Annotated in this window: 18 protein-coding genes; 7 read left to right on the top strand and 11 right to left on the bottom strand. The window is 55.6% G+C overall.

What is annotated here, in order from left to right; all coding sequences use genetic code 11:
- Nucleotides 1–159: 159 nt before the first annotated feature.
- A complete protein-coding gene (locus tag HMPREF3164_RS07100; RefSeq protein ID WP_048754619.1) occupies nucleotides 160–687 on the bottom strand; it encodes a MarR family winged helix-turn-helix transcriptional regulator in 528 nt (175 codons plus the stop codon).
- A gap of 103 nt (nucleotides 688–790) precedes the next feature.
- Between HMPREF3164_RS07100 and HMPREF3164_RS07095 the strand changes: the two genes are divergently transcribed.
- On the top strand, nucleotides 791–1,672 hold the full coding sequence (locus tag HMPREF3164_RS07095) for an EamA family transporter (protein ID WP_048754620.1): 882 nt from the start codon (nucleotides 791–793) through the stop codon (nucleotides 1,670–1,672).
- A 181-nt stretch (nucleotides 1,673–1,853) separates the two neighbouring features.
- Here the strand turns inward: HMPREF3164_RS07095 and HMPREF3164_RS07090 are convergent, their stop codons facing one another.
- The 3 genes from HMPREF3164_RS07090 to HMPREF3164_RS07080 form a co-directional block, all read right to left on the bottom strand.
- Nucleotides 1,854–2,258 (bottom strand): hypothetical protein, encoded by a 405-nt coding sequence (locus HMPREF3164_RS07090; RefSeq protein ID WP_048752420.1) that lies wholly within the window; start codon nucleotides 2,256–2,258, stop codon nucleotides 1,854–1,856.
- 78 nt (nucleotides 2,259–2,336) lie between these two features.
- The gene (locus tag HMPREF3164_RS07085) at nucleotides 2,337–2,939 is read right to left on the bottom strand and encodes a hypothetical protein (protein WP_239664715.1); all 603 of its coding nucleotides are present in this window, start codon (nucleotides 2,937–2,939) and stop codon (nucleotides 2,337–2,339) included.
- A gap of 121 nt (nucleotides 2,940–3,060) precedes the next feature.
- Entirely contained in the window at nucleotides 3,061–4,701 is a 1,641-nt protein-coding gene (locus HMPREF3164_RS07080) for a Na+/H+ antiporter (protein WP_070449962.1), read from the bottom strand.
- 367 nt (nucleotides 4,702–5,068) lie between these two features.
- On the opposite strand from HMPREF3164_RS07080, the gene pdxS reads away from it, so the two are divergent.
- Both pdxS and pdxT read left to right on the top strand, forming a co-directional pair.
- Nucleotides 5,069–5,980 (top strand): pyridoxal 5'-phosphate synthase lyase subunit PdxS, encoded by a 912-nt coding sequence (pdxS, locus tag HMPREF3164_RS07075; protein WP_004006448.1) that lies wholly within the window; start codon nucleotides 5,069–5,071, stop codon nucleotides 5,978–5,980.
- A gap of 221 nt (nucleotides 5,981–6,201) precedes the next feature.
- Complete coding sequence (gene pdxT / locus HMPREF3164_RS07070) at nucleotides 6,202–6,828, top strand: pyridoxal 5'-phosphate synthase glutaminase subunit PdxT (RefSeq protein ID WP_070450036.1); 627 nt, start codon at nucleotides 6,202–6,204, stop codon at nucleotides 6,826–6,828.
- Nucleotides 6,829–7,263: 435 nt separating this feature from the next.
- Here the strand turns inward: pdxT and HMPREF3164_RS11375 are convergent, their stop codons facing one another.
- The 4 genes from HMPREF3164_RS11375 to HMPREF3164_RS07050 all read right to left on the bottom strand — a co-directional run bounded on the left by HMPREF3164_RS11375 (nucleotide 7,264) and on the right by HMPREF3164_RS07050 (nucleotide 11,378).
- On the bottom strand, nucleotides 7,264–7,503 hold the full coding sequence (locus HMPREF3164_RS11375) for a hypothetical protein (protein WP_070449959.1): 240 nt from the start codon (nucleotides 7,501–7,503) through the stop codon (nucleotides 7,264–7,266).
- A gap of 99 nt (nucleotides 7,504–7,602) precedes the next feature.
- Nucleotides 7,603–9,261, bottom strand: a complete 1,659-nt coding sequence (locus tag HMPREF3164_RS07060) for an ATP-binding cassette domain-containing protein (RefSeq protein WP_070449956.1) — start codon at nucleotides 9,259–9,261, stop codon at nucleotides 7,603–7,605.
- A 168-nt stretch (nucleotides 9,262–9,429) separates the two neighbouring features.
- Entirely contained in the window at nucleotides 9,430–10,056 is a 627-nt protein-coding gene (locus tag HMPREF3164_RS07055) for a response regulator transcription factor (protein ID WP_083297359.1), read from the bottom strand.
- A gap of 2 nt (nucleotides 10,057–10,058) precedes the next feature.
- Nucleotides 10,059–11,378 carry a sensor histidine kinase gene (locus tag HMPREF3164_RS07050; RefSeq protein ID WP_070449953.1) on the bottom strand — a complete coding sequence of 440 codons (1,320 nt, stop codon included), beginning with the start codon at nucleotides 11,376–11,378 and terminating at the stop codon, nucleotides 10,059–10,061.
- 253 nt (nucleotides 11,379–11,631) lie between these two features.
- On the opposite strand from HMPREF3164_RS07050, the gene HMPREF3164_RS07045 reads away from it, so the two are divergent.
- Both HMPREF3164_RS07045 and HMPREF3164_RS07040 read left to right on the top strand, forming a co-directional pair.
- On the top strand, nucleotides 11,632–12,657 hold the full coding sequence (locus HMPREF3164_RS07045) for an ABC transporter ATP-binding protein (protein ID WP_070449950.1): 1,026 nt from the start codon (nucleotides 11,632–11,634) through the stop codon (nucleotides 12,655–12,657).
- Nucleotides 12,650–13,408: an ABC transporter permease gene (locus HMPREF3164_RS07040; protein WP_070449947.1), complete on the top strand. Its 759-nt coding sequence runs from the start codon at nucleotides 12,650–12,652 to the stop codon at nucleotides 13,406–13,408. Before HMPREF3164_RS07045 ends, HMPREF3164_RS07040 begins: the two co-directional genes overlap by 8 nt.
- 859 nt (nucleotides 13,409–14,267) lie before the next feature.
- Here the strand turns inward: HMPREF3164_RS07040 and HMPREF3164_RS07035 are convergent.
- Nucleotides 14,268–15,374, bottom strand: a complete 1,107-nt coding sequence (locus HMPREF3164_RS07035) for a DNA cytosine methyltransferase (protein WP_070449944.1) — start codon at nucleotides 15,372–15,374, stop codon at nucleotides 14,268–14,270.
- 52 nt (nucleotides 15,375–15,426) lie between these two features.
- Here HMPREF3164_RS07035 and HMPREF3164_RS11555 point away from each other — a divergent pair, with 52 nt between their 5' ends.
- On the top strand, nucleotides 15,427–15,711 hold the full coding sequence (locus tag HMPREF3164_RS11555) for a helix-turn-helix domain-containing protein (protein ID WP_083297358.1): 285 nt from the start codon (nucleotides 15,427–15,429) through the stop codon (nucleotides 15,709–15,711).
- A gap of 32 nt (nucleotides 15,712–15,743) precedes the next feature.
- Nucleotides 15,744–17,384, top strand: a complete 1,641-nt coding sequence (locus HMPREF3164_RS07030) for a hypothetical protein (protein WP_141744113.1) — start codon at nucleotides 15,744–15,746, stop codon at nucleotides 17,382–17,384.
- A gap of 201 nt (nucleotides 17,385–17,585) precedes the next feature.
- Here the strand turns inward: HMPREF3164_RS07030 and HMPREF3164_RS07025 are convergent, their stop codons facing one another.
- Both HMPREF3164_RS07025 and HMPREF3164_RS07020 read right to left on the bottom strand, forming a co-directional pair.
- Nucleotides 17,586–18,899 (bottom strand): M18 family aminopeptidase, encoded by a 1,314-nt coding sequence (locus HMPREF3164_RS07025; RefSeq protein WP_070449939.1) that lies wholly within the window; start codon nucleotides 18,897–18,899, stop codon nucleotides 17,586–17,588.
- Nucleotides 18,900–18,908: 9 nt separating this feature from the next.
- Nucleotides 18,909–21,365: a CPBP family glutamic-type intramembrane protease gene (locus HMPREF3164_RS07020; RefSeq protein WP_246822637.1), complete on the bottom strand. Its 2,457-nt coding sequence runs from the start codon at nucleotides 21,363–21,365 to the stop codon at nucleotides 18,909–18,911.
- Nucleotides 21,366–21,477: the final 112 nt, after the last annotated feature.

Below are 21,477 nucleotides of genomic sequence, written 5' to 3'. Positions count from 1 at the left end.
GCTCGGCGCAGGCACGCTCAACAGCGACGTCTGGACCAATATTTGGATCCATAGTTCCTTCGGCACGCACAATATCGGTCGAAGACTGTTCTTCTGTAAGGAACCCGCGTAAATCCTCACTGATAAGGCGTCATATATCTGTTTATGCCAGCTTTTCCTTCAGCTCTTCTTCGCGTTTTCCAGCACCCGCATCAGCTCGGCGAGGCCCGCATCCAGCTGACGGCGCGTCTCAGCAGGCAGCTTTTCCAGAATACGCCGCTCATTGTCCACGTGTTCGAAGACGACTTTTTCCACCAGTTCGCGCCCGGCGCCCGTTAGCTTCACGAGCATACTGCGGGCATCGTCCGGGTTGGGGATGCGCTCAACCCACCCCCGCTTCTGCACATTCTGCAGGCGGGTTGTCATAGTGCCTGAAGTAACCATGAGCGATGCAAAAAGCTCGGTCGGGGTCAGAATATAGGGCGCACCCGCGCGGCGTAACGTCGCCAGCACGTCAAAGGCGCCATTACTGAGATCATAGGCAGCAAAAACCTCGTCAAGACGCGGCGCGAGTAGGATGGAGCATCGCTTAAGACGCCCGATCAGAGCCATATGTTCAGAAGCCAACTCGGGGAGTTCACGTTTCCACTGATCGATAATAATATCCACGGCATCGGGGCGGTTACTGCGGGAACGGGCGCTCGACATATTCCTCCTAAAATCGACTCACTACTATTTTATCTTGCTTTCAAGACAAAAAGTGATTAGGATTTATCTTGAACTCAAGGCATCTATCCGACTGCGAAGAACTATGAAAAACCGTCTTCCTCTGCTGATCATCACGGCGTTCGTCCCCATGGTTTGGGGATCAACCTACCTCATCACCTCCGAATTTCTGCCGCCCAACCGCCCCTTCACCGCCGCGCTGATCCGTGTGCTGCCAGCAGGGTTGCTGCTACTGCTCATCACCCGAGAGTTCCCGCACAAGAAAGAGCTGGGCCGAATTATTCTTCTCGGCATCCTCAATATCGGCCTATTTCAGGCGATGCTGTTCGTCTCTGCATACCGCCTGCCCGGCGGACTGGCGGCGATTCTCAGCTCAACACAAACTATTTTCGTCCTCGTCCTCACCCGAACGGTTGCCAAGAAAGCGACTCCCGCATCGGCGTGGCTGGCCGCACTTATGGGCATTATCGGCATTATTCTGCTGGTCGCATCCCCCAGCACCACCTTCGATGTGATCGGCATTCTCGCGGCACTCACCGGGGCTGTCGCCATGGCGTGCGGTATTTTCTTCACCTCCATGGGCACATCGTCTCTCTCGACTCTCGCCATGACAGGATGGCAGCTGCTCGTGGGCGGAATATTCCTGCTACCCATCGCCCTACTGACCGAGGAACCGCTGCCACCGCTCACCGCCGCAAATATCGGCGGATACGCCTTCCTCTGCCTGGTGGGCACAGCGCTCGCCTACTGCCTGTATTTTCATGGGCTCTCGAAACTGCCGCCCGCGGTCATTGCGTCCCTAGGACCGCTCAGCCCGGTGACCGCGTTTATTCTCGGCTGGATTTTCTTGGGGCAAAGCATGACGCCGCTTTCGATGCTTGGCTTCGTGCTGGTGATTGCCTCCATCCTCGGAGTACAGCGCGCGATGATGGGCGCTCGAAAAGCGACTCTTTCCCACACAAAATAGTTTTCTTGCGGCCCCACACACGACATAAAAAGGCTCTTGATGCGCATAAAGCACCAAGAGCCTAAGGTAATTGTTCTACCCGCAGAGAGGAGTTGGCAGTTAGCGCTACCAGCTCCTCTCGCCATAAGGCGTATAACTCATAAAGATAGAACCAGCTTAGCATACCGCCCCAGCGCGCCGATTAGCTGTCAGTCGTCTTAGGGGGCTCAGCGTTATTCCCAGCTGTTGTCTCTTTGGTTCCAGCCGTCTGTGAATTCCTCTCAGCACGGGCTTTTTCACGCTCCGCCGCCTCACGCTTGGCCTTCGCCTGCTCGTAAAGCTTTGCCGAGGATTTATTGATACCCGTACCCTGCCCCAGCGAAGGGTCGTTCGGGCGTTCCGCTAAGATCAGGGTTGCACACACTACGAGGGTGACCACAAAAACCGCGCCCGCCACACCTAAGGCCAACACAAGGTTGGGGTGGTTGCGGGTGCCGCCGGTTGCAAAAATAAATACGGCGAAGAAAGCCGCTACAGCCAGAGCAGCGGCAACCAGCAGGGGACCTTTCACCTGCGCTTTAAATCCGCGGGGGCGTTCTTCAGCCACTCGTTCCTCCTCTTGTGTGTGTGTCTAACCAGTGTACGCGCCGTTGCAGTACACCTCTAAAACCTGGGCGATTGTGAACTAGGGTTTTGTTCGGTCAGCGCCCGCTTTCTCGCTCGGTCCCAGAGAACCCACCAGCAGAAAAACGCCGATAATCAGCGCCCCGCCGCCGGGAACTCCCAGGGTCGCTTTCGCCCCGATCTCCCCCACAAACGGCAGAATCAAAGCAATTGCAAGAAGCACGCCCCCTTCCAGCACCCAGTCGCGCCACACAGCCACCGCACTACGGTAGCGCATCCCCAAGAGCAGCTTAATCAGTCCCGGCAGGCCCGAACCGGCGCATACCACCAGAATAATAAGAGCAAGGGTATCCGGTATTATCACGAGCAAAGCCCCGGATGCCGCCTGCACGAGCGCCGCCGAACTGAGCGATGCGCTTGTCGCGGGTCCGTAGTGCATCCTGCGGGCCGTGAGCGCATGTGAGGTGCCGAGTGCGAGCATCCAGAGGCCCAAAAGTATTTTGGTGAAGACATTATCAGGGGTCTGCACAAAAACGGTGATAATCCCAAAGATAAGGTATATCAGCGCGTGCAGCATTAACGATGCGCGCCCTTGCGCGGTACCAACAGCGCGCGGAACTTTTCCGCTCGGGGGCGGGGTCGATGCCGAGGGTTTCGTGCTCACGTGTACCAGAATACCGTGCAGCACCCTAAAATTCCGCATAAACCCCCGGGAGCATCCTTAATATTCCATATACGGAATATAGAATACACCCGGGGTTTAGCACTTCTGGAGCCGTTCGGGGCTACTCCAGCTCAACCGGGCCGAGCACGCGAGCCTCCTCAATATCCAGGATTTCCTGAATCGCGTGGAGCACATTCGTGTCGATTGTGCGCTCATTACGCAGGCGCTTGAGCACGCTGCGTTGCTTCTCCAAATGCCGCAGACGCAGCTCTTTCTCAAGGTCGCTCGCTTCAATAATGCGGCGGGCTTCTTCCGGCGCGTTCGCACCGTGTTTACGAACGGCGTGCAGGTTGCGGTACATACTCGCGTTGTACATCTGTTCATCGGCAATGCGGTCGATAATCCACTGTGGTGCACCAATTTCCTGGCCAATCTCAGCCACAGAGTCGAAGGACTCGGCAATTATCGTGCGCACTGCTTCATTGATCTCATCTTCTTCGGTGGTATCAACCGGAATTTTCGCCCACCTAATAACGAGCGGCAGGAGCATCCCCTGAACCACCATCGACAGCAGAACCACGCCCGCAACAATAAAGATAATAAAGTCACGCGCGGGAACATCAGTCGGCACGGAGAGAGCCACCGCGAGGGAAACACCGCCGCGCAGTCCCGCAAAGGTACTCACTACACGGCCACGGAAAGTTGTGCGCAGCTGCTTCTGCTTTTCTGAACGGTCAAGGGCACGAATAATACCAATCGTGACGTGCAGGAAAATAAAACGCGCCGCAATGGAAACAAGCCATGCCACCACAATCACGGCGAACGTCAAAGCCCACGCATAGTTGTATTCACGAAGAACATCATCCACAGGCGCAGTGGCGCTGGGCAGCTGAACACCCACGAGCACGAAGAGCGCACCGTTCATGACATAGGAGACAAACGACCAGATGGGCAGACCGTAGAAACGGTTTTGGGGTTTGATGGTATCCGGTCCGCGATAGGTCAGGTAGAAAGCGGCGACCACCACAGCCACCACTCCGGAACCTTTCATGCCCTCAAAAGGCTCGATCTCTTCAGCCAGGAAGAAAGCAATAAACGGCACGGTAAACATGAACACGCTGAAGTTCATGGGGTTGCCGATGTGCGCACGCAGCTTATTCGCACCCCATCCGACGGCCAGGCCAACGAGACTTCCGATCAGGAACGAGAAGAAGAACATTCCGGATGCGGTCCCCAGGGCCAGTTCATGACCACCCGCAAGCTGCAGGGCGAGTGCGAAAAGAACTAGGGTGGTGCCGTCGTTAATGAGTGCTTCCGCTTTAAGGGTGGTGATGGAAGATTTGGGGAGTTTGCCGTTGAGCGTTGCCACGGCCACGGCATCGGTGGGGGCGAGCGCCACGCCGATAATCAGCGCCACATGCCACAGGTAGACGCCCATAAATGTGTGAAGCACCCAGGCGATAACGAACGCCGTGAAAATTACGAGCACCGTGCCCGAGAGCAGAATGCCGCGCAGACGGGCGCGCACCTCACGCCAGGAGGTGTTTCGGGTCTCCCAGAACAGCATCACGGGCAGGAAGATTTCGAGAATCACGTGCGGGGGCAGCCCGGCCTCGCGCACCTCGTGCATGGCGTGAACGGGGATGAGCGCCAGCACAAGCCCCATGAAAATGAGCATAATGGCGGGGGTTATTCGTATTTTATGGGCAAGGATATTACCCAGAAGAATCGCCAGCGACAGGGCAATAATGACTTCAAGCACGGTGACGTTCCTTGATGTGTGTTGGAGATTGAAGAGAAATAAACAGCGCCAGAATAACACCTGTGAAGGCGTGCGTATTCCAACATATCACGGGGTAAAAATACGGCTTTCATACTGAACTGTACTCTTTTCGCGGTACTGTGGTTCTAAATGCAAAAGACGCGCGAATATAAGATACCCCGTGCAGGGGTGCACACCGAGCGGTCTAGTTATCTGTTCTATAGGAGTCGGCTTACGAGGCTGTATAACGCCGTGAGCATCACGAAATATGACGATTCGTGTCACGCAGACACAAAGATGCGCGCCCTGCGGCAGAAAATCCGTCACGGGGCGAGCATACATGCACCAAACGTGAGAAAATGGGGGCATGACTGAACAGACTAATTCCCCAGTAACCGGCTCCCCGCTCGTGAAGCGCGGGCTTGCCGACATGCTCAAGGGCGGCGTTATTATGGACGTCGTCACCCCCGAACAGGCCAAGATCGCCGAAGATGCTGGTGCCGTCGCCGTCATGGCGCTTGAGCGCGTACCCGCCGATATTCGTGCGCAGGGCGGTGTGGCCCGCATGTCCGACCCCGATATGATTGAGGGCATCATCAACGCCGTCTCGATTCCCGTGATGGCGAAGGCGCGCATCGGGCATTTTGTTGAGGCGCAAATTCTTGAAAGCCTCAAGGTGGATTACATCGATGAGTCAGAGGTGCTCTCCCCCGCCGATTACGTGAACCACATTGACAAGCACCAGTTCACGGTGCCGTTCGTATGCGGCGCCACCAACCTGGGCGAGGCGCTGCGCCGTATCGCCGAGGGTGCGGCCATGATCCGTTCGAAGGGTGAGGCTGGCACCGGTGACGTCTCGGAGGCGACCAAGCATATCCGCACCATTAAGCGCCAGATCGCCGAGCTGCAGGGCCTGTACAACACCATGCCCGACGAGCTGTACGTGAAGGCGAAAGAACTTGCCGCCCCCTACGATCTGGTGCTCGAAGTTGCGAAGACCGGTAAGCTGCCCGTGGTCATGTTTACCGCCGGTGGCGTGGCAACCCCCGCCGACGCAGCCATGATGATGCAACTGGGCGCGGACGGCGTATTCGTCGGCTCCGGCATCTTCAAATCCGGCAACCCCGAGGCACGTGCCAAGGCCATCGTGAAGGCGACCGCGTTCTACAACGACCCCGAAAAGCTGGCGGATGCATCACGCGGTTTGGGCGAGGCCATGGTCGGCATCAACGTTGCCGATCTGCCCGCGCCGCATCGCCTGGCGGAGCGCGGCTGGTAAGTATAGACCGACCACGTGGCGGATGCGCGCTCGCCAATCGGTATATTTCGGATCAGGCGAGCGCCCGGCCAAGGCATGCAGGGGGTGAAGCTCGATGCGGGCTTCGCCCCCGACTCTGTTCAGATACGTTATCCGCTCGGGTGAGTTTGGTGCTCTCAAACGCAGCCCGCAACTCAACGTTCTACACTGTGCGCAACCTCGTGTTGCAGAAAGATAGGCTCATGAGCGAGACTGAGGTTCTTCCCCCGGCTGCCCTGCCCGGTGTGGGCAAAACCGTGGGTGTTTTGGCGCTGCAGGGCGGTGTCGCCGAACACGCGCGCATGCTCGAATCCCTGGGGGCGCAGGTGGTGCTCGTCAAAAGTGCCGAACAGCTGGCGAACCTGGATGCGCTGGTTCTGCCCGGTGGCGAATCTTCCACAATTGACAGGCTGACCCGTATTTTTGGGCTGCGTCAGCCGTTGATTGAGGCGATTTCGGGGGGCTTGCCGACCCTGGGAACCTGTGCCGGGCTGATTATGCTCTCGACTGTGATTGACGATCCGGCTCCGGGGCAGCAGTCGCTCGGTGTTTTGGATGTTTCGGTTGGGCGTAACGCCTTCGGCTCACAGGTCGATTCGGCGCAGGTTCATCTGCCGTGGCTTACACCCTCAGGTGAGGAAGTCGTGATCGATACGGCGTTTATTCGCGCGCCGATTGTGACCCGCACCGGTGAAGGCGTGCAGGTGGTGGCGCATCATGAGGGCAAAATTGTAGGTGTGCGCGCCGGGAACATTATCGGCATTTCTTTCCACCCGGAAGTCACGGGCGATACCACCGTGCACGAGGAACTGCTCTCGCTAATTCGGTAGGCTCCCTCCTGCCTCTCCCCTGGTATAAAAAAGAGCCTTTATGTGAATAAAGAGTATTTTTCACCGCTTTATTTACATAAAGGCTCTTTTTTACGGGGAGGGAGAACAATAGTTATCGGAACCTATCGGGCGTTATCGGGATTTTTAAGATAAGTCCCGATAGGTTGAGATAAGCGGCAAAACTAGTTATCCCTTTTAAGGGATTTCTGGGGATGCGTTGGGATAGCTTACCGCACAGCTGTATTTTTCGAGGCGGTTGCAGAAGCTGTTGTGCTTTCCAGACAAAAGCTGTACCTAAGGTTCTCTTGCGGAAGAACAGCCCTCGGCAGCCAGTAGGCGGTGTGCTAGACTAAAAGCATATTTCATGATGCAAACGCTCATGAACGGAAGGGCTCAGTAGTTCCCGCTACCAAGCCCCTCCAGTGAGCAGGGTCGTTACCTCAGGTTCCTAATACAGGTTGAGATAACGCCTACGATATGTGAAACGGCTTGAGCCGATCCATCAATCAGAATGTAGTTGATGAGGATCGCTTGAGCCGTTTCTACTATCTCGTAGAACAGCATTCCTACTGCGCTTGCGCGCCTTCCGCACACAGATTTGGTGCCTCGCGCGCTCGGAATCTGCGGTGCTCCAGCCGTCTCCACCCTAAGAGTCATCACGGGGGTAAATTTCATAATGCGTGCCGTGTGCTCTTACCCCGGTGAAAAGGGTTGATTCAACTTTACCGTATGTTTTACAGGTAAAACTTTCTCGTTCTTAGGGTTCGCCCCGCATTAGAGTTCGATCACGGTATCGTCCTGCCGGGCGGGCGCATCCTCATCGTGGGTGCTCACCAGCACGATTGCGGTATGGGCCGCTCGCTCAATCAGTTCCCAGACTCGGGCGCGGGTAGGCGCATCCAGCCCGGCGGTCGGTTCATCGAGAACCATGACGGTCGCGGGGCTCAGGGCTTTCTGCTCATTCAAGGTTTCGGCCGCCGCCAAAGTACGCGCCAAGGCGATGCGCCTGCCCTCTCCCCCGGACACGCTGCCGTTCTCACCCGCGACGGTGTCATGACATCGAGCACCACTAGAGGTAAATTCGCTTAGCCCCACCGCCTGCAGGTACCGGTCGCATATATGCACCGGAATGTCGCGCCCAAACGCTACATTCTCATGCGCGGTACCAACCAGCAGCCCAGCTTCCTGCGGCAAGTAGACGAACCGAAGAGTGCCTTGCGGCGCGCTCATCGACACATAAGCGGGGTTAGTCGTCGCACGCACCCCAAGAAGCCGTTCTAAAAGCAAACTTTTTCCCGCGCCGGATGCGCCACGCACCCAACATGGGCGACCCGGCTTCACCGTATATACACCATAGGGTGCTTCACTTAGGTTGCGTGCATCCACGCGGAGGGAAAGCTCACCTGTGGTTATGACATAGTCGATGAGATACCCCGAATTCTCAGTAGCAGGAGTGGCTATTTTATGGTGCGCCTGCCGGTAACGCTCCGCCGAAACCGCGATGGTCGATACGCCAAAGCCGACGGCTTGGAGCGGGCCAATTGCCGCCGCGCACACTCCGATGAGTGCCACCGCAGTACCCGTAATCTGCGCCGGAGACCCGTCACCAAATAATACGGTTTTGAGCACTATTGCGAGTAGGCATAGAGCCAGCATCCCACCCTGCCAGGTGTGTAACAACATGGTGTAACGGTAACTTGTGAGAGCTTTTGCTTCTACAGGCAGGCGGCCTTGGGCGTATCGGTCACGCAGAAAGGGAGCTGCCCCAAGGATTCTGCTTTCACGCCACAGGCGGAGCGTGTTTTCCAGGGTGCCGAAACTGCGCATTGAGCCGTCAAAGAATTCGCCTTGAAACTTCTGATGACGCGCAATCAGCGGCATGCTTCCAGCCAGATATAGGGCTACAAACCCGCAAAATATGCCTAGCTCCGGCACGCCACCCATCACCAGAATTGAGACAGCACCGGCGATACAACCAACCCCGGCGGGCAGAATTGAGAGGTACAAGGTGGCGAGGGTTTCGCGAATGGAAGCGGCCTGCGCATCGACGGCATACGCAATTTCGGAGGCGCCTAGCATAGCGCGTGCGCGCGGGTCGGCACCGATGCTGGTGATGAGCGCATCCGCCATATGGCGCGATTGCATTTTCTGCTCGATGAACCCGTAGGCAGGGTAGAAAAGATACCGAAAGCTCTGCCCGATGAGCCACAGAATACCGTAAAGAATTACGAGGACGGCAAGGTTTTGACGCCAAACTTCGGGATTTTCAAGGGTGCGCTGAACACCATAACCCAGCAGAATGGGGCAGGCGATCAGAGCGAGCGCAGAGATCATGACGGCGGCCAGTACGCTAAGGTTTTTCGGAGGTGAGACTCGCCAGGCTAAAGTCGTGACGCGAACACAAAATACAAAATATGGTTTGAGGTATTTCACCGAGTTCTCTTTCTCTCCCACTGTCTGATGCGGCGGGAGAATGTGTTGTCGGTATGTGTGCACCTAGGCACGGTATAACGGTATATATCGTACACTTTCCTGCATATTCGTAGGGTTAAAACGTACGATATGCAGGAAAATATACGACTTACGGGCGAGAGGGCGCGACTAAAGCCACCCGTTGTCGCGGGCGATGCGCACCGCCTCATGCCGGTTAATGGCGTCGATCTTCGCCATGGCCGCCGAGAGGTGGTTGCGTACCGTTCCCGAAGACAATCCGAGCATCCCCGCAATTTCTTTGACGCTCCCAGCAGTCTCGGCGGCGCGAAGAACCTCAGTCTCACGCCCGGTCAGCGGCGAAAAACCCTGCCATTTTGCCTCCTCAGCCAGCACCGAATCGACCACACGCAGCCCCGCCGCGGTACGGCGAACCGCCTGCGCCAACTGCGATGCCGTGCCGTCTTTCACCACAAACCCGCTCGCCCCTGCCTCAAGGGCGCGGCGTAAATACCCGGGACGGCGAAAAGTCGTCAGAATAAGCGAACGAACCGGCGCGCCCGCCTGCGATGTCAGGCCCGAACGGGCAAGTTCGGCGGCTGTCTCAATACCGGTGGCGCCGGGCATTTCAATATCAAGAAGCGCCACATCCGGGCGGGTTTCACGCACGGCAGGCAGCACCTCATCACCGCGGCCCACCTGCTTGACCACCTCAAGATCAATTTCAAGATCGAGAATCATGGCAAGCGCTTCACGAATCATCTGCTGATCGTCGGCAAGAAGTATTCTCAGCGACACGGCTACCCCATAATCTCGTCGGTCTTCTCGTCCATGCTGATGCGGATGCGGCACCCATCCCCCGCACCTGCAACAGGCGCCTGCTGCAGCCAGTGTTCGGGCGCGTTCCCGAGCGTGAGGGTGCCGCCTGCGTCTTCGATGCGGGTGCACAGACCGGTGAGTCCGCTCTTACACGGGGCATCACCAATTCCTATGCCGTTGTCGGTAACCTCTAACCCGGTGGAGTTCAGCCGCACGGTGGCGTAGGTGGCGTGAGAGTGCCTCACGATATTGGTAACGGTCTCGCGCAGCGCCCAACTGAACAGGGAAGAGTTCATACCCGCAATGTTCGCGGCGGTTGTCGCATCGGGCAGGTTCGCCTGTATTCCGGCGGTTTCCAGGGCGCGCGAGGATGCCAGAATCTCACCTTCAAGGTCGGGAACGCGTAAACGGGTGACGGTGGAATGCACCTCCGCGAGGGCTTGGCGGGAGAGCTGGGCAACCTGCCGCATCTGCTCCTGCGCGGCGGGGGCGTTGGTTTCCACGAGTTTTGCGGCCAGCTCGGCCTTGAGGTTCACGATCGTGAGGGAATGCCCCAAAACATCGTGCACATCGCGGGCGATGCGTTCACGTTTGCTGAGGATATCGAGTTCTTTCTCAATAGCCTTGTGTTCCCGGCTCTTGTGCATGCTGCGCCCCACGAAGTAAGCGACAACGTAGAACGTGGTACAAATATCGAAGAGAAAGAACCCGTTAAGAGCTTTATCCCCCGCTAGAGCGGGGAACGGGATGGTTGGCGAATCGTCGAGATACCCCTGCCCCACCACGCCAACAAAGTAGTTAGTGGTGAAGACTACGGCGATTGCAACGGTTGTTTTTACCCCCAGTTTGAAGGGTACGTGCACATTCATCAGCCACAGTGCCGCCCACATGGGGGATATGCTATAGAGAATCCCCGCGCTGCCCTGCGGGTATAGAAAGGTGGCGACGAAGCCAATAGGCGCCGTCACTAGCACGCACCACAGCGCAGTACGTAGTATCGTGTTTTTCACGGGTATCAGCTGCGGCATTGTATTGGCGGCGAAGAACAGCACTGCACATGTCTGATACAACAGTGTGCACAGGCCCATGTTGTTCTTGACGAGTTCAGCTTCAGCTGATCCGCTAAGACCAATAATCATAAAACTGCTGGAGGAAATGTTGAGACAGTTTCCCCAAACGAGGGTCCGCACAATACCCGTTTTATCGAAGAATGGGGCATCTGCGCTACCTGGCTGAAAGCGGCGGTTCTCCGGCGTATCCGTATCATGCTGAGAGACATGCGGTGTGCGCGTCGTTGTCATGCTCGCTCCGTTGGTACTCGCTGCCGGACACTGTATCCCTCATAAATGAGGCTCTTTGAGCATACACCGGCGAACGGAAGGCGCCTATGTTAAATGTCATGGATTGCCGAACCGGTTTCAAGGTCGAATTTTTTGACGCGAGGATGCCCTAGCCTGCATCCCTGACGAATGTCACGGGTACGCCGAAAAAACGGGGATACGCTATTGCATATTCGGTGTTCACGACAAGAGCATAAGGCAGGTTGAAGCACCTATGGCAGGTATCTCTGGTTCCGCCTTACCCAAGGGTGTATCCGCCGCGAAAACGCAAGGCGGTCTTATCGTCACGGGGCTGAGCAAGTCATTCGGCAAAACCCGTGCGAATGACGATATTAGTGTGCGGCTTATACCCGGGGAGGTAACGGCGCTGATCGGTCACAACGGTGCTGGGAAAACGACGTTTCTTAACCAAATTGTGGGGCTGACCAGGCCGGATGCGGGGAGCATCATGTACGACGGCACCGACCTCATTGCCCACCCGGCGCAAGCCCGGCAGATATGCGCGATCATGCCGCAGGTCGCATCGTCCCTGGAGGGAGTGACCCCGCGCCAGGCGATTGCGACGGCGGTTCGTATTCGTGGGTTGAAGTCGAAGCAGGCACAACGGGCGGTTCAGGAAACTCTCGATACTCTCGATTTAGGGGATTGGGCGGATAGGCCGGGGCATAAGCTCTCGGGCGGGATCAAGCGCTTGACCTCATTCGGTATGGCGGTCACCGCGCCCGCTCCCATCTATCTCTTCGACGAGCCCACGAACGATGTTGATCCGGTACGCCGCGAGCTGCTGTGGAGGATGCTGCGAAGGCGCGCCGAACAGGGTGCCGCGGTGCTGATCGTGACCCACAACCTTCTGGAGGTAGAGCGCCATGCCGATAGGTACCTGCTGTTTAATAAGGGGCGGCTAGTTCGTGATGAACCGACAAGCGCGCTGGGTTTAGCGGAAGCAAAAAGTACGCTCTCGATCACGGCAACCCCGGAGTTCCTTCAAGAACTTCGCAGCGTGCTAGATGTAGAAACATCATCTCCACTAGTAAATATGCCAAATACGGAATATATCGAAAAGCGCATAGAAGGCGATTCTTCCATCCCTCGGGAGTTTACCGTAACCCTGAGTACCGATGCGCTTGAGCTGGCCTTGCCCCATGTGCTTTCAGGAATTCGTGCGGGATGCGTCGAAAGCTACCGCATAGGCTCGGCATCTTTGGCCGATAACTATGAGGAGATGATTAATCATGACTAGCACCCTCGTGCCCTCACGAATTTCGACGGTACGCGCCACGGTCGAGCTGATCCGCTGGTCGCTAATTCGTAACGCCATCAACGCGCCGCTTTTTGCGGTGGTGCAGGTCCTTTTAGCCTTTGCACTTCTTTACGGCATCTCGGTCTTCATGCCGCATCTTGACCGGAATTCTGCAGAATATCTGGCATCCGGCGCGGTAACGGTGAACTTCATTTCTATGGGGTGTGTAATAGCTCCGCAATTTATTGCTGCCGCTAAGACGAACGGTATGTTCGACTATCAGCGGTCCCTTCCGGTGCCGCGCCTGGCGATTCTGGCGGCGGATGTACTCGTTTGGGCGGTTCTCGCTCTACCCGGCATTATTGCGGGCGGTGTAGCCGCGAAGCTCAAATTTGGTTTTGATGTGAACCTGAATATCGGCGCTATTGCCGTTGTGTTCGCGCTTCAAGTTGTTATGGCGGTGTTAGGGTTTATGCTTGCGTACTGGGTTCCAGCGTCACTTCTGACTATCGTGACGCAGTCGATTACCTTCATGGTTTTGCTGTTTGCGCCGATTAACTACCCGCCCGAGCGGCTGCCCGACTGGTACGTGCACGTTCAGCAGCTCCTGCCGTTCGTGCCTGCGGCAAACCTTGTGCGAGCCGCCCTCTTCGACATCGGCCAGATACAGATCCTAGACGTAATAGTCGTCGGTTTTTGGGGCCTTCTGGGATGCGCATCCGCACTGTGGGCCCTTGCTCGCAGGGACTAACATAATGTGAACATTCTCCATGCTCAGGGTCTGCTCGGAGGCACAGGCACTATTTCTGCGATAAAAGTAATCAATCCATATACGAAATATTCGAAATTTGTTTTCTTTTGTTTCACTTATTCCTGTAGGCTGTAGAGCACATACCCCAGCGTTGCAGATGCGCTGAACCGAATGTAAGCGCATGTGGGGTACCACGTCGTGCCTTGTGGCAGGGAGCTTCACCGGAGCGAGCAATCATCGGAATAGAAGGGCGACCGACTCCTACAGCGCGTGTTCACTTCACATTCTTTGTGTAAGAGATATGTCTAACCGGCGTGTCTATGACCTACACATCAACAACACCGCCAGATCACAAGGCGTATGCCGTCCGCGCGAGAGATTAGAGTCTCTCGCCATCTATGCGAAGAGCGAGCCGTTTGTGCTTCTTATGCTTCGCCAATCGACCGACCGAGCCGACCGACCGGTCTGTAGTCATTGCTGATGCCCCTTGTGCTTTTCATTCAAATACACCTTTGTATTCGTTTGGAAAGTACAAGGGCATCCGCTTCTCTCCCTCTCTCACCTCACTCCCAGCCTGAGCCGCGAGGTTAAGTTCAGAGGCACAAGGAGAGAAGCAAAGATAAAAGAGTCTGAGCGTTAGCGAAGTCCGCTTAAGCAGACCTAAAATCAGAGAATAAGGTTTCAGAAGAAAAGGGAATGTGGGATGAGGGCAGAGCTTTCACCAAACAGGAAAAAGAAGAAGCAATACGCTCGGAAGAAAGAAGAAGAGCGTTGGGTTAAGGCAGCTGGTGAGGTGAAGATTGCTTACAAGTGCATATGCGAGAAAAACCCTGAGGCATGTAGGGCAGAAGAACATCCTCTAAGACGAGAAGACTGACTTTTTCACAGCTTCGGCTACAGCTAAAGCAAGGCGGGGAGGTACAGCGTTACCAATCTGTCGGAACTGAACAGACTGAGTACCTGACCATTGCATATCCCTCGGGAAGGTCTGAAGGGCGGCAGCCTCTTGCACGGTGATTCTTCTCAGGCGGGCTTCATCGGGCACAGCGGTAATCGGTGCTTGATTCTCTACAAATAACTGATGATGATAGCCCTCAATCCACGGAGAAACTGAAGGGTTCTCAAGATTAGCCTGATCCACGATGGGTGTACGGTTGCCGCCCATACTTGCCGGAAGGGTTGGAGCAGGCATATCAAGATTCATGGGGCGCCCCTGCCCATTGAAAAGCATTCCGGCGTAGGCTGATTTACGGAGTATGGGGTTCTTTGCAGGGGTAATTTTTGCGGTACATAGTGAATCGTTACCCTCTTCGCCCCAAGCCGGGAGTGTTGAGAAGGTATCACGAACCGTAGGCAGAGAGGACTCGGTTGGTTTAGCGGAAAAGTCCACGTCTGGAGCATCTTGGGTGAGTCCGATAAGGAACATTCTCTCGCGTTTTTGAGGAACACCCCAGTGCGAAGCATTGAGCACGACTAGCTGGGTCTTGTAATCGGTAGAGGCGTGCTCTTGGAGGTTTTCGATGACATCTGCCCAACGCTTATTCTGAGCTAGAGCAGCCACATTTTCCATGACAAAAGCCTTAGGACGAATCTTCCCCACAATCGCTAAATAGTCGAAGACGTGCTTAGAGCGAGGGTCTTCGGGGTCCATTCGTCCGGCTACAGAAAAGCCCTGGCACGGTGGACCACCAATTACCAGGTCACTCATGCCTTCGTAGAAAAGATGATTGAAATCGCGTACATCTCCCACCACTGACTCGCAGTTAGCTAGATTTTTCGCCGCTTCAGCCCACTTAGGATCTTTAGACAGGTGGGTTTTCTTATGAGTAGCAATGGCAAATGGGTCAATATCGTTGGCAAAAGCAATATCGAACCCTGCTTGCGCGAAACCTATATCCATACCCCCTGCTCCCGAGTAAAGGGAAACAATGCGGGGATTTGAGGAGGTGCTATGAGATTTCTGCATAGCTCAATACTACGGTTCTGGGGTTCCAGAAGCAAACTGTTAGCCTGATTTCGTGTCCTCTTCTTTGTATCGAAGTAATAGACTGAACGCCTCTTTATACGAATCTCTGAAACCCTATCGAGTGCGTTCTGGTCTATCTCAGTCAGCACTTGCAACGGAACTTGGTGTAGACCAAGCTCTTATTTCGCGTGTGGAATCGGGGGAGAGGAAGCTATCGTTTGGCGAACTCATGGTATGGCTTGAAGCTCTTGGCATGAGCGAAAAGGAAATGTTCGCCTTTATTGGAAACCTCTGGAAAGAGCACGGATCAAGGGCAGGTTCACTGTGGAATCAATAGATGACCTTCTACACCGACGTATTGAATCTACCGTGAAGCTACTTCAGCTTCCTTTGACTGATGAAGAGATCGCCCGAGGTGTTGACAAGCTCGCCAGCAATATCCCCGATGGGCTTACTGGGCGCGAAATAGACTATGCCTACCAGCTAGAGACAAGTTTTACTGAGTGGAACGAATCAGGGGTTCCTGACTCCATTTTGAAAGACGCCGTAAGGTTGTTGCTCGAAGATACTGAGGTTTCCAAACGGGGAAGCGGATTCAACTCGGATGCCTATTTCGGACTACTTCACGGACTGCTGCCGGAAAAAACAGCGATTGCGGGCTCCCTCTCGCTGCAAACTATGCGCCGTGTCTTATCTCAGTCACTCTTCATCACAAGTATGTTCGTTGACGAAGAGATGTCTTGCTCTCAGGTAGCGCGGGTACTGACCTCTACCGAGTCTAAATACATTCCTTCTGACGCCAGCTCAAAAGTTGCATCTGCTTTCAAACTAGAGCCAAAAATTTCTAAAGTTGAAGCTCAACAAATCATCGAGTTTGATCGGGCTGCTGGAGAAGAAAATTTCCCCGATGCTAGCCTTACGGAGAGCTACCAAATTTGCGAGAGATTGTGTCAACTCTGGGTGCCTGAACTTAGCATTGTCATGGAGCTAGCGAATCTAAGTTCTCCAGACCTCCGTGCTAACAGCTACTACCCATATATCCAGATTCTCCATTGGGCCACTTTAGCTGTGGAGAAATACGACCACCCCGTCACCTATCTCTATGAGTTTTCTCCTCGCGGTGCGGCGGCTAACACCCTTTTCGGCGAGGTTTACCCTAATGTTTCTACTCAAAACCCGTTCCTGAACTTAGCCAAGGCAGTACACCAGATTAACTACGCTTGGCTGGAAAACAGGAACGAGAGCAGTGCATACGCATTGGTTAATCTTCTTCAGAAGATTGATGCTCTTCCTTACCGTGCCCGTAAAGAAGTTTCCCGAGTTATCCGCTCTTGGATTCTGTATTTCATTCAGCTAGAAGATGTGCCTGATGATTTCCCTCAATTGGAGATAGAATTTGACGCCCAAATTGCTCGCGCCTTCAGCGATGCAGTGAACAGCGGTGAAACGTACACCCAAGGCGTCATTGAGCAGCGTCTCGTTGATGCTCTTGCCTTACTTGCTTTTGATAAGGAAGGCGTGGCGGCCCGCGGTATCGGCGATAGCGTAAACGCTAGCAACCTTAGCAAGAAAAAAATGGGTGATCTCGAATTTTTGAATGCCGGGGCAAAAAGGTCTCTTGCTTTGGAAGCTCATGGCGGTCAAGTAACTCCCGGCTATGTCCATGCACACCTTGCTTCTCTCGCGCGGGTCCTAGAACTGCGCGAGATAGACAATCCCGAACTCTCAGAAGAAAAAGACGAATGGGTCATCACGGTTGCCTATGTGGCACATAGTTTCTCTGCCGGTCTTGATGATTTACCAACTGAGGTATCTGGCTTTACGATTGAGCATGAATTCTGGAGCTATGACAAACTCACACAGAAAGCTTTCGCGGACTCATCCGACGATGCAGTTGCAGAAATCTTTAATGTTCATGTTCGAGACGCCCTGAACTTGAAGAACGTTCGCCAGAGTACACGAGACAAAGCAACCGAAATCCTCAATGCCGTATTAAGCGCACGGTTCTAAGACTTCGAAGCGCTCTTGCATAGATTTAATTCTTCAAATGGGTGGCTAAGGGTGCTCTTGCCTGTCTGCCCTCATGCTGTAAGACTTTTAAAAGCCCCTGTCCAGCTGCTTGATCATGAATAAAGCATTGGAAATATCCTCTGTATTCACGGTCAAGGCTCTTTTTATCACCCCACGGAAGGGACGGAAAGGATGAGACAACTACAACCGATAGAAGCCTTCCACCGCGCGGGTCAGGTATGCCATATCGTGAACGTGGCACATTTCGCGCATCGAGTGCATCGACAGTAGTCCAATCCCCACATCAATGGTGCGCATCCCCAACCGGGTGGCGGTGATAGGTCCGATCGTGGAACCGCAGGGCATATTGTTATTCGACACGAACTCTTGATAGGGAACGCCCGCCGCCTTACACGCTGCCGCGAAAATACCGGCACCTACCGCATCGGTTGCATATCGCTGATTCGCGTTGATCTTCAGCAGCGGGCCAGCACCGGGAAGCGGGCGCACCGTCGGGTCATGATGTCCCTGGTAGTTCGGGTTCACCAGATGCCCGGCATCCGCCGAAAGGCACACCGAATCGGCGAGCGAGCGGCGGTACTCGTCCTGGCTCTCCCCGCGAGCCTGCGAGAGCCGCACCAGCACATCCTCCAGGAACGGACCGGCGGCGCCGCTGCGGGTTTCAGAACCGATCTCTTCGTGATCGAATCCCGCAAGCATCACGGTATGCGCCGAGTCTTCGTCAGCATTCTCGGCCACATAGCGTTCCAAGGCGCATAATCCGGCATGAACCGACGAGAGATTATCCAACCTGCCCGAGGCGAAAAACTCTCCGTCTCGCCCGAAACGGCGGGGTTCCTGGGCATCCGCAAAGAGCACATCGTAACCGACGATCTGCTCCGGGTCCACCGGATCACCCTCGTCGATGGTCTGCTGCGCCAAATAAGCGAGCACATCGTTCTCGGTATCATCCACGCCCCAAATGGGGTACATATTGAACTGTTTATCGAGGGTCAGCTCATTACGTTTATGGTCCAGATGAGGGGCAAGCTGCGGCACACGCGCCAACGGCCCAGTCACCACATAGCGATCCTGAAGGGTGCCGTCTTCCCGAAGTACCGTCAGGCGCCCGGCAGCGCGCAGCTCACGATCCAAAAAGGAATTAAGCAGTGCGCCACCGTAATTTTCGACGCCCATCTGATGCCATCCTGCCGCCGTCACCGACGAACTCGGCTTGAGCTTAAGCGACGGCGAATCCGTATGCGCACCCAGCACCCGGTAACCGCTCGCCTTCTGTGCCCGCCGACCACCAGCCCAAGCGATGATCGCGCCGTCACGCATCACGAAATGCCTGCCGACGGCAGCCTCATTCTGCCACGGCTCGGTTTCGTTCAGCTCGGTAAACCCCGCCGCCTGCAGACGCCGCGCCACGGTTCGCGCCGCCAGATATGAGACGGGCGAATCGCAGACGAACTGGGCGAGGTCTTCGATATTTTTGACGGCATCAACGGTCATACTATGCGCCTACTTCTTGGGTTTGGGAATGACGGGGAACGCCGAGGTCCACGGTGAAGCGTCGGTTGATCCCTGCTTATGCGATTGTGCAGCTTCCGGCGAGATTTTCGGAATCGGAGCGGTAGCCCAGGGAACCTCTGAGGTGTTCTGGGATGCCTCCTGCTGAGCCCGCGAAGTCTGCGAAACTGCAGCCGAGCCGTCCGCAGCCGCATTCTTAGCGGGTGCGCCCTGCCCGCTTTCCTTCTGCCGGGCAGCTTCTTTCTGCTGAGCAAGGGCCTGAGCTTTGGCACGCTCATAGGCTGACAAGGCATTTTGCACGGGAATGCTCATTGTGGAGGTATCCGGCGCGTAGTTCTTCGAGGAAGGGTTCTTCGTATCGTCTGCCTGCGCGGCGGATGCGCTAGCGGCTTCCTTCTGCGGCGCGGCTGCATTCGATGCAGACCCGTGTGCCCCGGAGGCACGCACCGAAGAATCGGCCCGATTCGAGCCCTGCTGAGTCTTCTGCGCGGAGGCGCGTGCCGCTTTCTGCGCCGCATCCAGATCTATGCCTGACGGAGCCTTTTCCGCTGCTGCGGGGGCAACCACGGCAGGCTTGAGCTCGTCGGCGATAGTCCTCGCCTGTGCAGACTGCGCGGTTTTATCGACGGTCTGCGCTTCTTTCCCGGTCGCGCGGGCGGCAGTATTCGCGGTCGTCGGACGCTCAGCCTGGGCTGATTCGTTAGTGTGTACCGGCTTTTGAGGCTGAGTCGATTCATGAGCCTGTGCCGGTTGGGCAGTTTGCGCCGGTTTCTGGGACTGGGCTGACTCATGAGTCGGCGCAGATTTCTTGGCTGGCGCAGGCTTACCGATCGGTGCAGGCTTATTAGCCGACGCCGATCCGTGAGCCGGTGCCGAACGCTCGGGCTGTACGGGGGCAGAAGCCTTGGCCGACGTATCATTCTGCTCGCTCTTACGAGCGCCTTCCACAGGCTTCGCGGCGGGTGCCTGTGCAGCCGGTTTCTCCGCGATATTCCGCTCGGACGCACGATGCTCTTCAGCCGTTTGTGGGCTGGCGGGGGCAGTCGGAGACGCCGATTTTACCGAAGCATTATCCTGTGCGGGCTTGGCGTTCACCACCGCAGAGGCAGCAGGTTGTACAGGTTGTGATTGTACCGGCGCCTGCGACCCTTGCGGTGCAGAAGCAGAGGTATCAGCAACAGGTGAAGCAGCAGCATTTTTCACGGACATACCGGGCTGCACAGCCGCGTGTGCAACGCCCGAAGCCGGTGCTGCGGCTGGCGCATCCGAGGAAGGAGCGGGCGCTTCCACACCCATTGACGCACCCTCAGCCGAGGAGGCGGCAGCCGCATCCTGCCCCTGGTTCAGAGCGGCTTTCCTCTTTTGCCGGTAGGTGTACATGTACACGAGCCCGGCGAAGGCAAGCTGCAGAATAAGGGCCTGCACAAAGTCAAGCGGCTGTTCCTCACGAACCGCACCAAAGGGATCCTCCAAACCCAGCAGCCCAAAGATAAAAATCGAAACATTATTCGCAATATGCAGACCGATACCGGCTTCAAGGCCGCCGGTGTACCAGCACAAGAACCCGGCGATCAGAGCCATCGTCAGCACAGAAAGCAGACCCCACAGTCCGTAACCATGAAGCACCATAAAGATAGGCGCTGGAATAATAATTGCCCAAGCGGGGTTCTTCAGCCATCGGCCCACGGTCTGCATGAGATAACCGCGGAAGAGCAGTTCCTCGGCGTAGCACTGGAACGGAACTATTAGCAGAATAAGCACAATGTACAGCCAGAACATGCCGGAATTCAGCGGATGCACGCTGTTCTGCGTGGTCAAAGAACCATCCAGAGTCGCGAACCCTACATAGTAAAGACCGAAAATGAGGAACCCAAAGCCTAGGAAAACACCTAAATAGGACCACCGCATGCGGCCCGCAATGGAGTGAATCAGCCCTAAGGGTTTGAAGTTGGTAATCAGGCGCGCAATGAAAATCGCCGGAATCACCGGAATGATGGTAATAAGAAGCGCAATAAAAACAAGCGGGGTCTTAAAAACGTTCGCGTAAATACGCTGCAGATCGGTCAGGTAATCGTAAGGGACGCGCAGCATCACGGCGAATGCCAGCAGCGCAAAGCTCACAATCAGCAGGAGCACAAAATAGATGCCGGCAATCAGCAAGCCCTCAAGAACCGGGGTGAACCAACGCGCACGCGGGTTCACATGCGATAACCGGTGGTAGGGCAGCTCGCTGGCGCGTTCCAGAAGTTCCTTACGGGTAAGGCGGTTACTCCTGTAATACTCAGCGGAGGCGAAGGTAGACTCAGCGCCGTACCCGTAACTTTCTGCCTGATGCGGGCTCAGCATCGTGGGCATATTTTGGGTATTAGTGACTGCGCCAGGTGGTTGGTTTGTTGGAATGAACTCAGAACCGTGATGTCCGGGTTCCTGCTGGTGATTAGTGCTCATAGTATCCATAATAGAGGGGACCCTCCCCCGAATGTCACACCGGGGCCATCTGTGCAGGTTGCCTTACGGTGTAATAATTTACCTGCCTATGAACTTTTCGGGCTTATATTTT

The sequence above is a fragment of the Rothia sp. HMSC08A08 genome (assembly GCF_001808385.1).
GTDB classification, from domain to species: Bacteria; Actinomycetota; Actinomycetes; order Actinomycetales; family Micrococcaceae; genus Rothia; species Rothia dentocariosa.
The sequence above is the reverse complement of the archived record's forward strand: the minus strand, read 5'-3'. Positions and strand labels throughout refer to the sequence as shown.

What these genes read in the sequence shown, in the direction of transcription:
- HMPREF3164_RS07100 (WP_048754619.1), bottom strand. Translation starts at nt 687, where the DNA reads ATGTCGAGCGCCCGTTCCCGCAGTAACCGCCCCGATGCCGTGGATATT.
- HMPREF3164_RS07095 (WP_048754620.1), top strand. Translation starts at nt 791, where the DNA reads ATGAAAAACCGTCTTCCTCTGCTGATCATCACGGCGTTCGTCCCCATG.
- pdxS (WP_004006448.1), top strand. Translation starts at nt 5,069, where the DNA reads ATGACTGAACAGACTAATTCCCCAGTAACCGGCTCCCCGCTCGTGAAG.
- pdxT (WP_070450036.1), top strand. Translation starts at nt 6,202, where the DNA reads ATGAGCGAGACTGAGGTTCTTCCCCCGGCTGCCCTGCCCGGTGTGGGC.
- HMPREF3164_RS11375 (WP_070449959.1), bottom strand. Translation starts at nt 7,503, where the DNA reads ATGAAATTTACCCCCGTGATGACTCTTAGGGTGGAGACGGCTGGAGCA.
- HMPREF3164_RS07050 (WP_070449953.1), bottom strand. Translation starts at nt 11,378, where the DNA reads ATGACAACGACGCGCACACCGCATGTCTCTCAGCATGATACGGATACG.
- HMPREF3164_RS07045 (WP_070449950.1), top strand. Translation starts at nt 11,632, where the DNA reads ATGGCAGGTATCTCTGGTTCCGCCTTACCCAAGGGTGTATCCGCCGCG.
- HMPREF3164_RS07040 (WP_070449947.1), top strand. Translation starts at nt 12,650, where the DNA reads ATGACTAGCACCCTCGTGCCCTCACGAATTTCGACGGTACGCGCCACG.
- HMPREF3164_RS07035 (WP_070449944.1), bottom strand. Translation starts at nt 15,374, where the DNA reads ATGCAGAAATCTCATAGCACCTCCTCAAATCCCCGCATTGTTTCCCTT.
- HMPREF3164_RS07025 (WP_070449939.1), bottom strand. Translation starts at nt 18,899, where the DNA reads ATGACCGTTGATGCCGTCAAAAATATCGAAGACCTCGCCCAGTTCGTC.
- HMPREF3164_RS07020 (WP_246822637.1), bottom strand. Translation starts at nt 21,365, where the DNA reads ATGAGCACTAATCACCAGCAGGAACCCGGACATCACGGTTCTGAGTTC.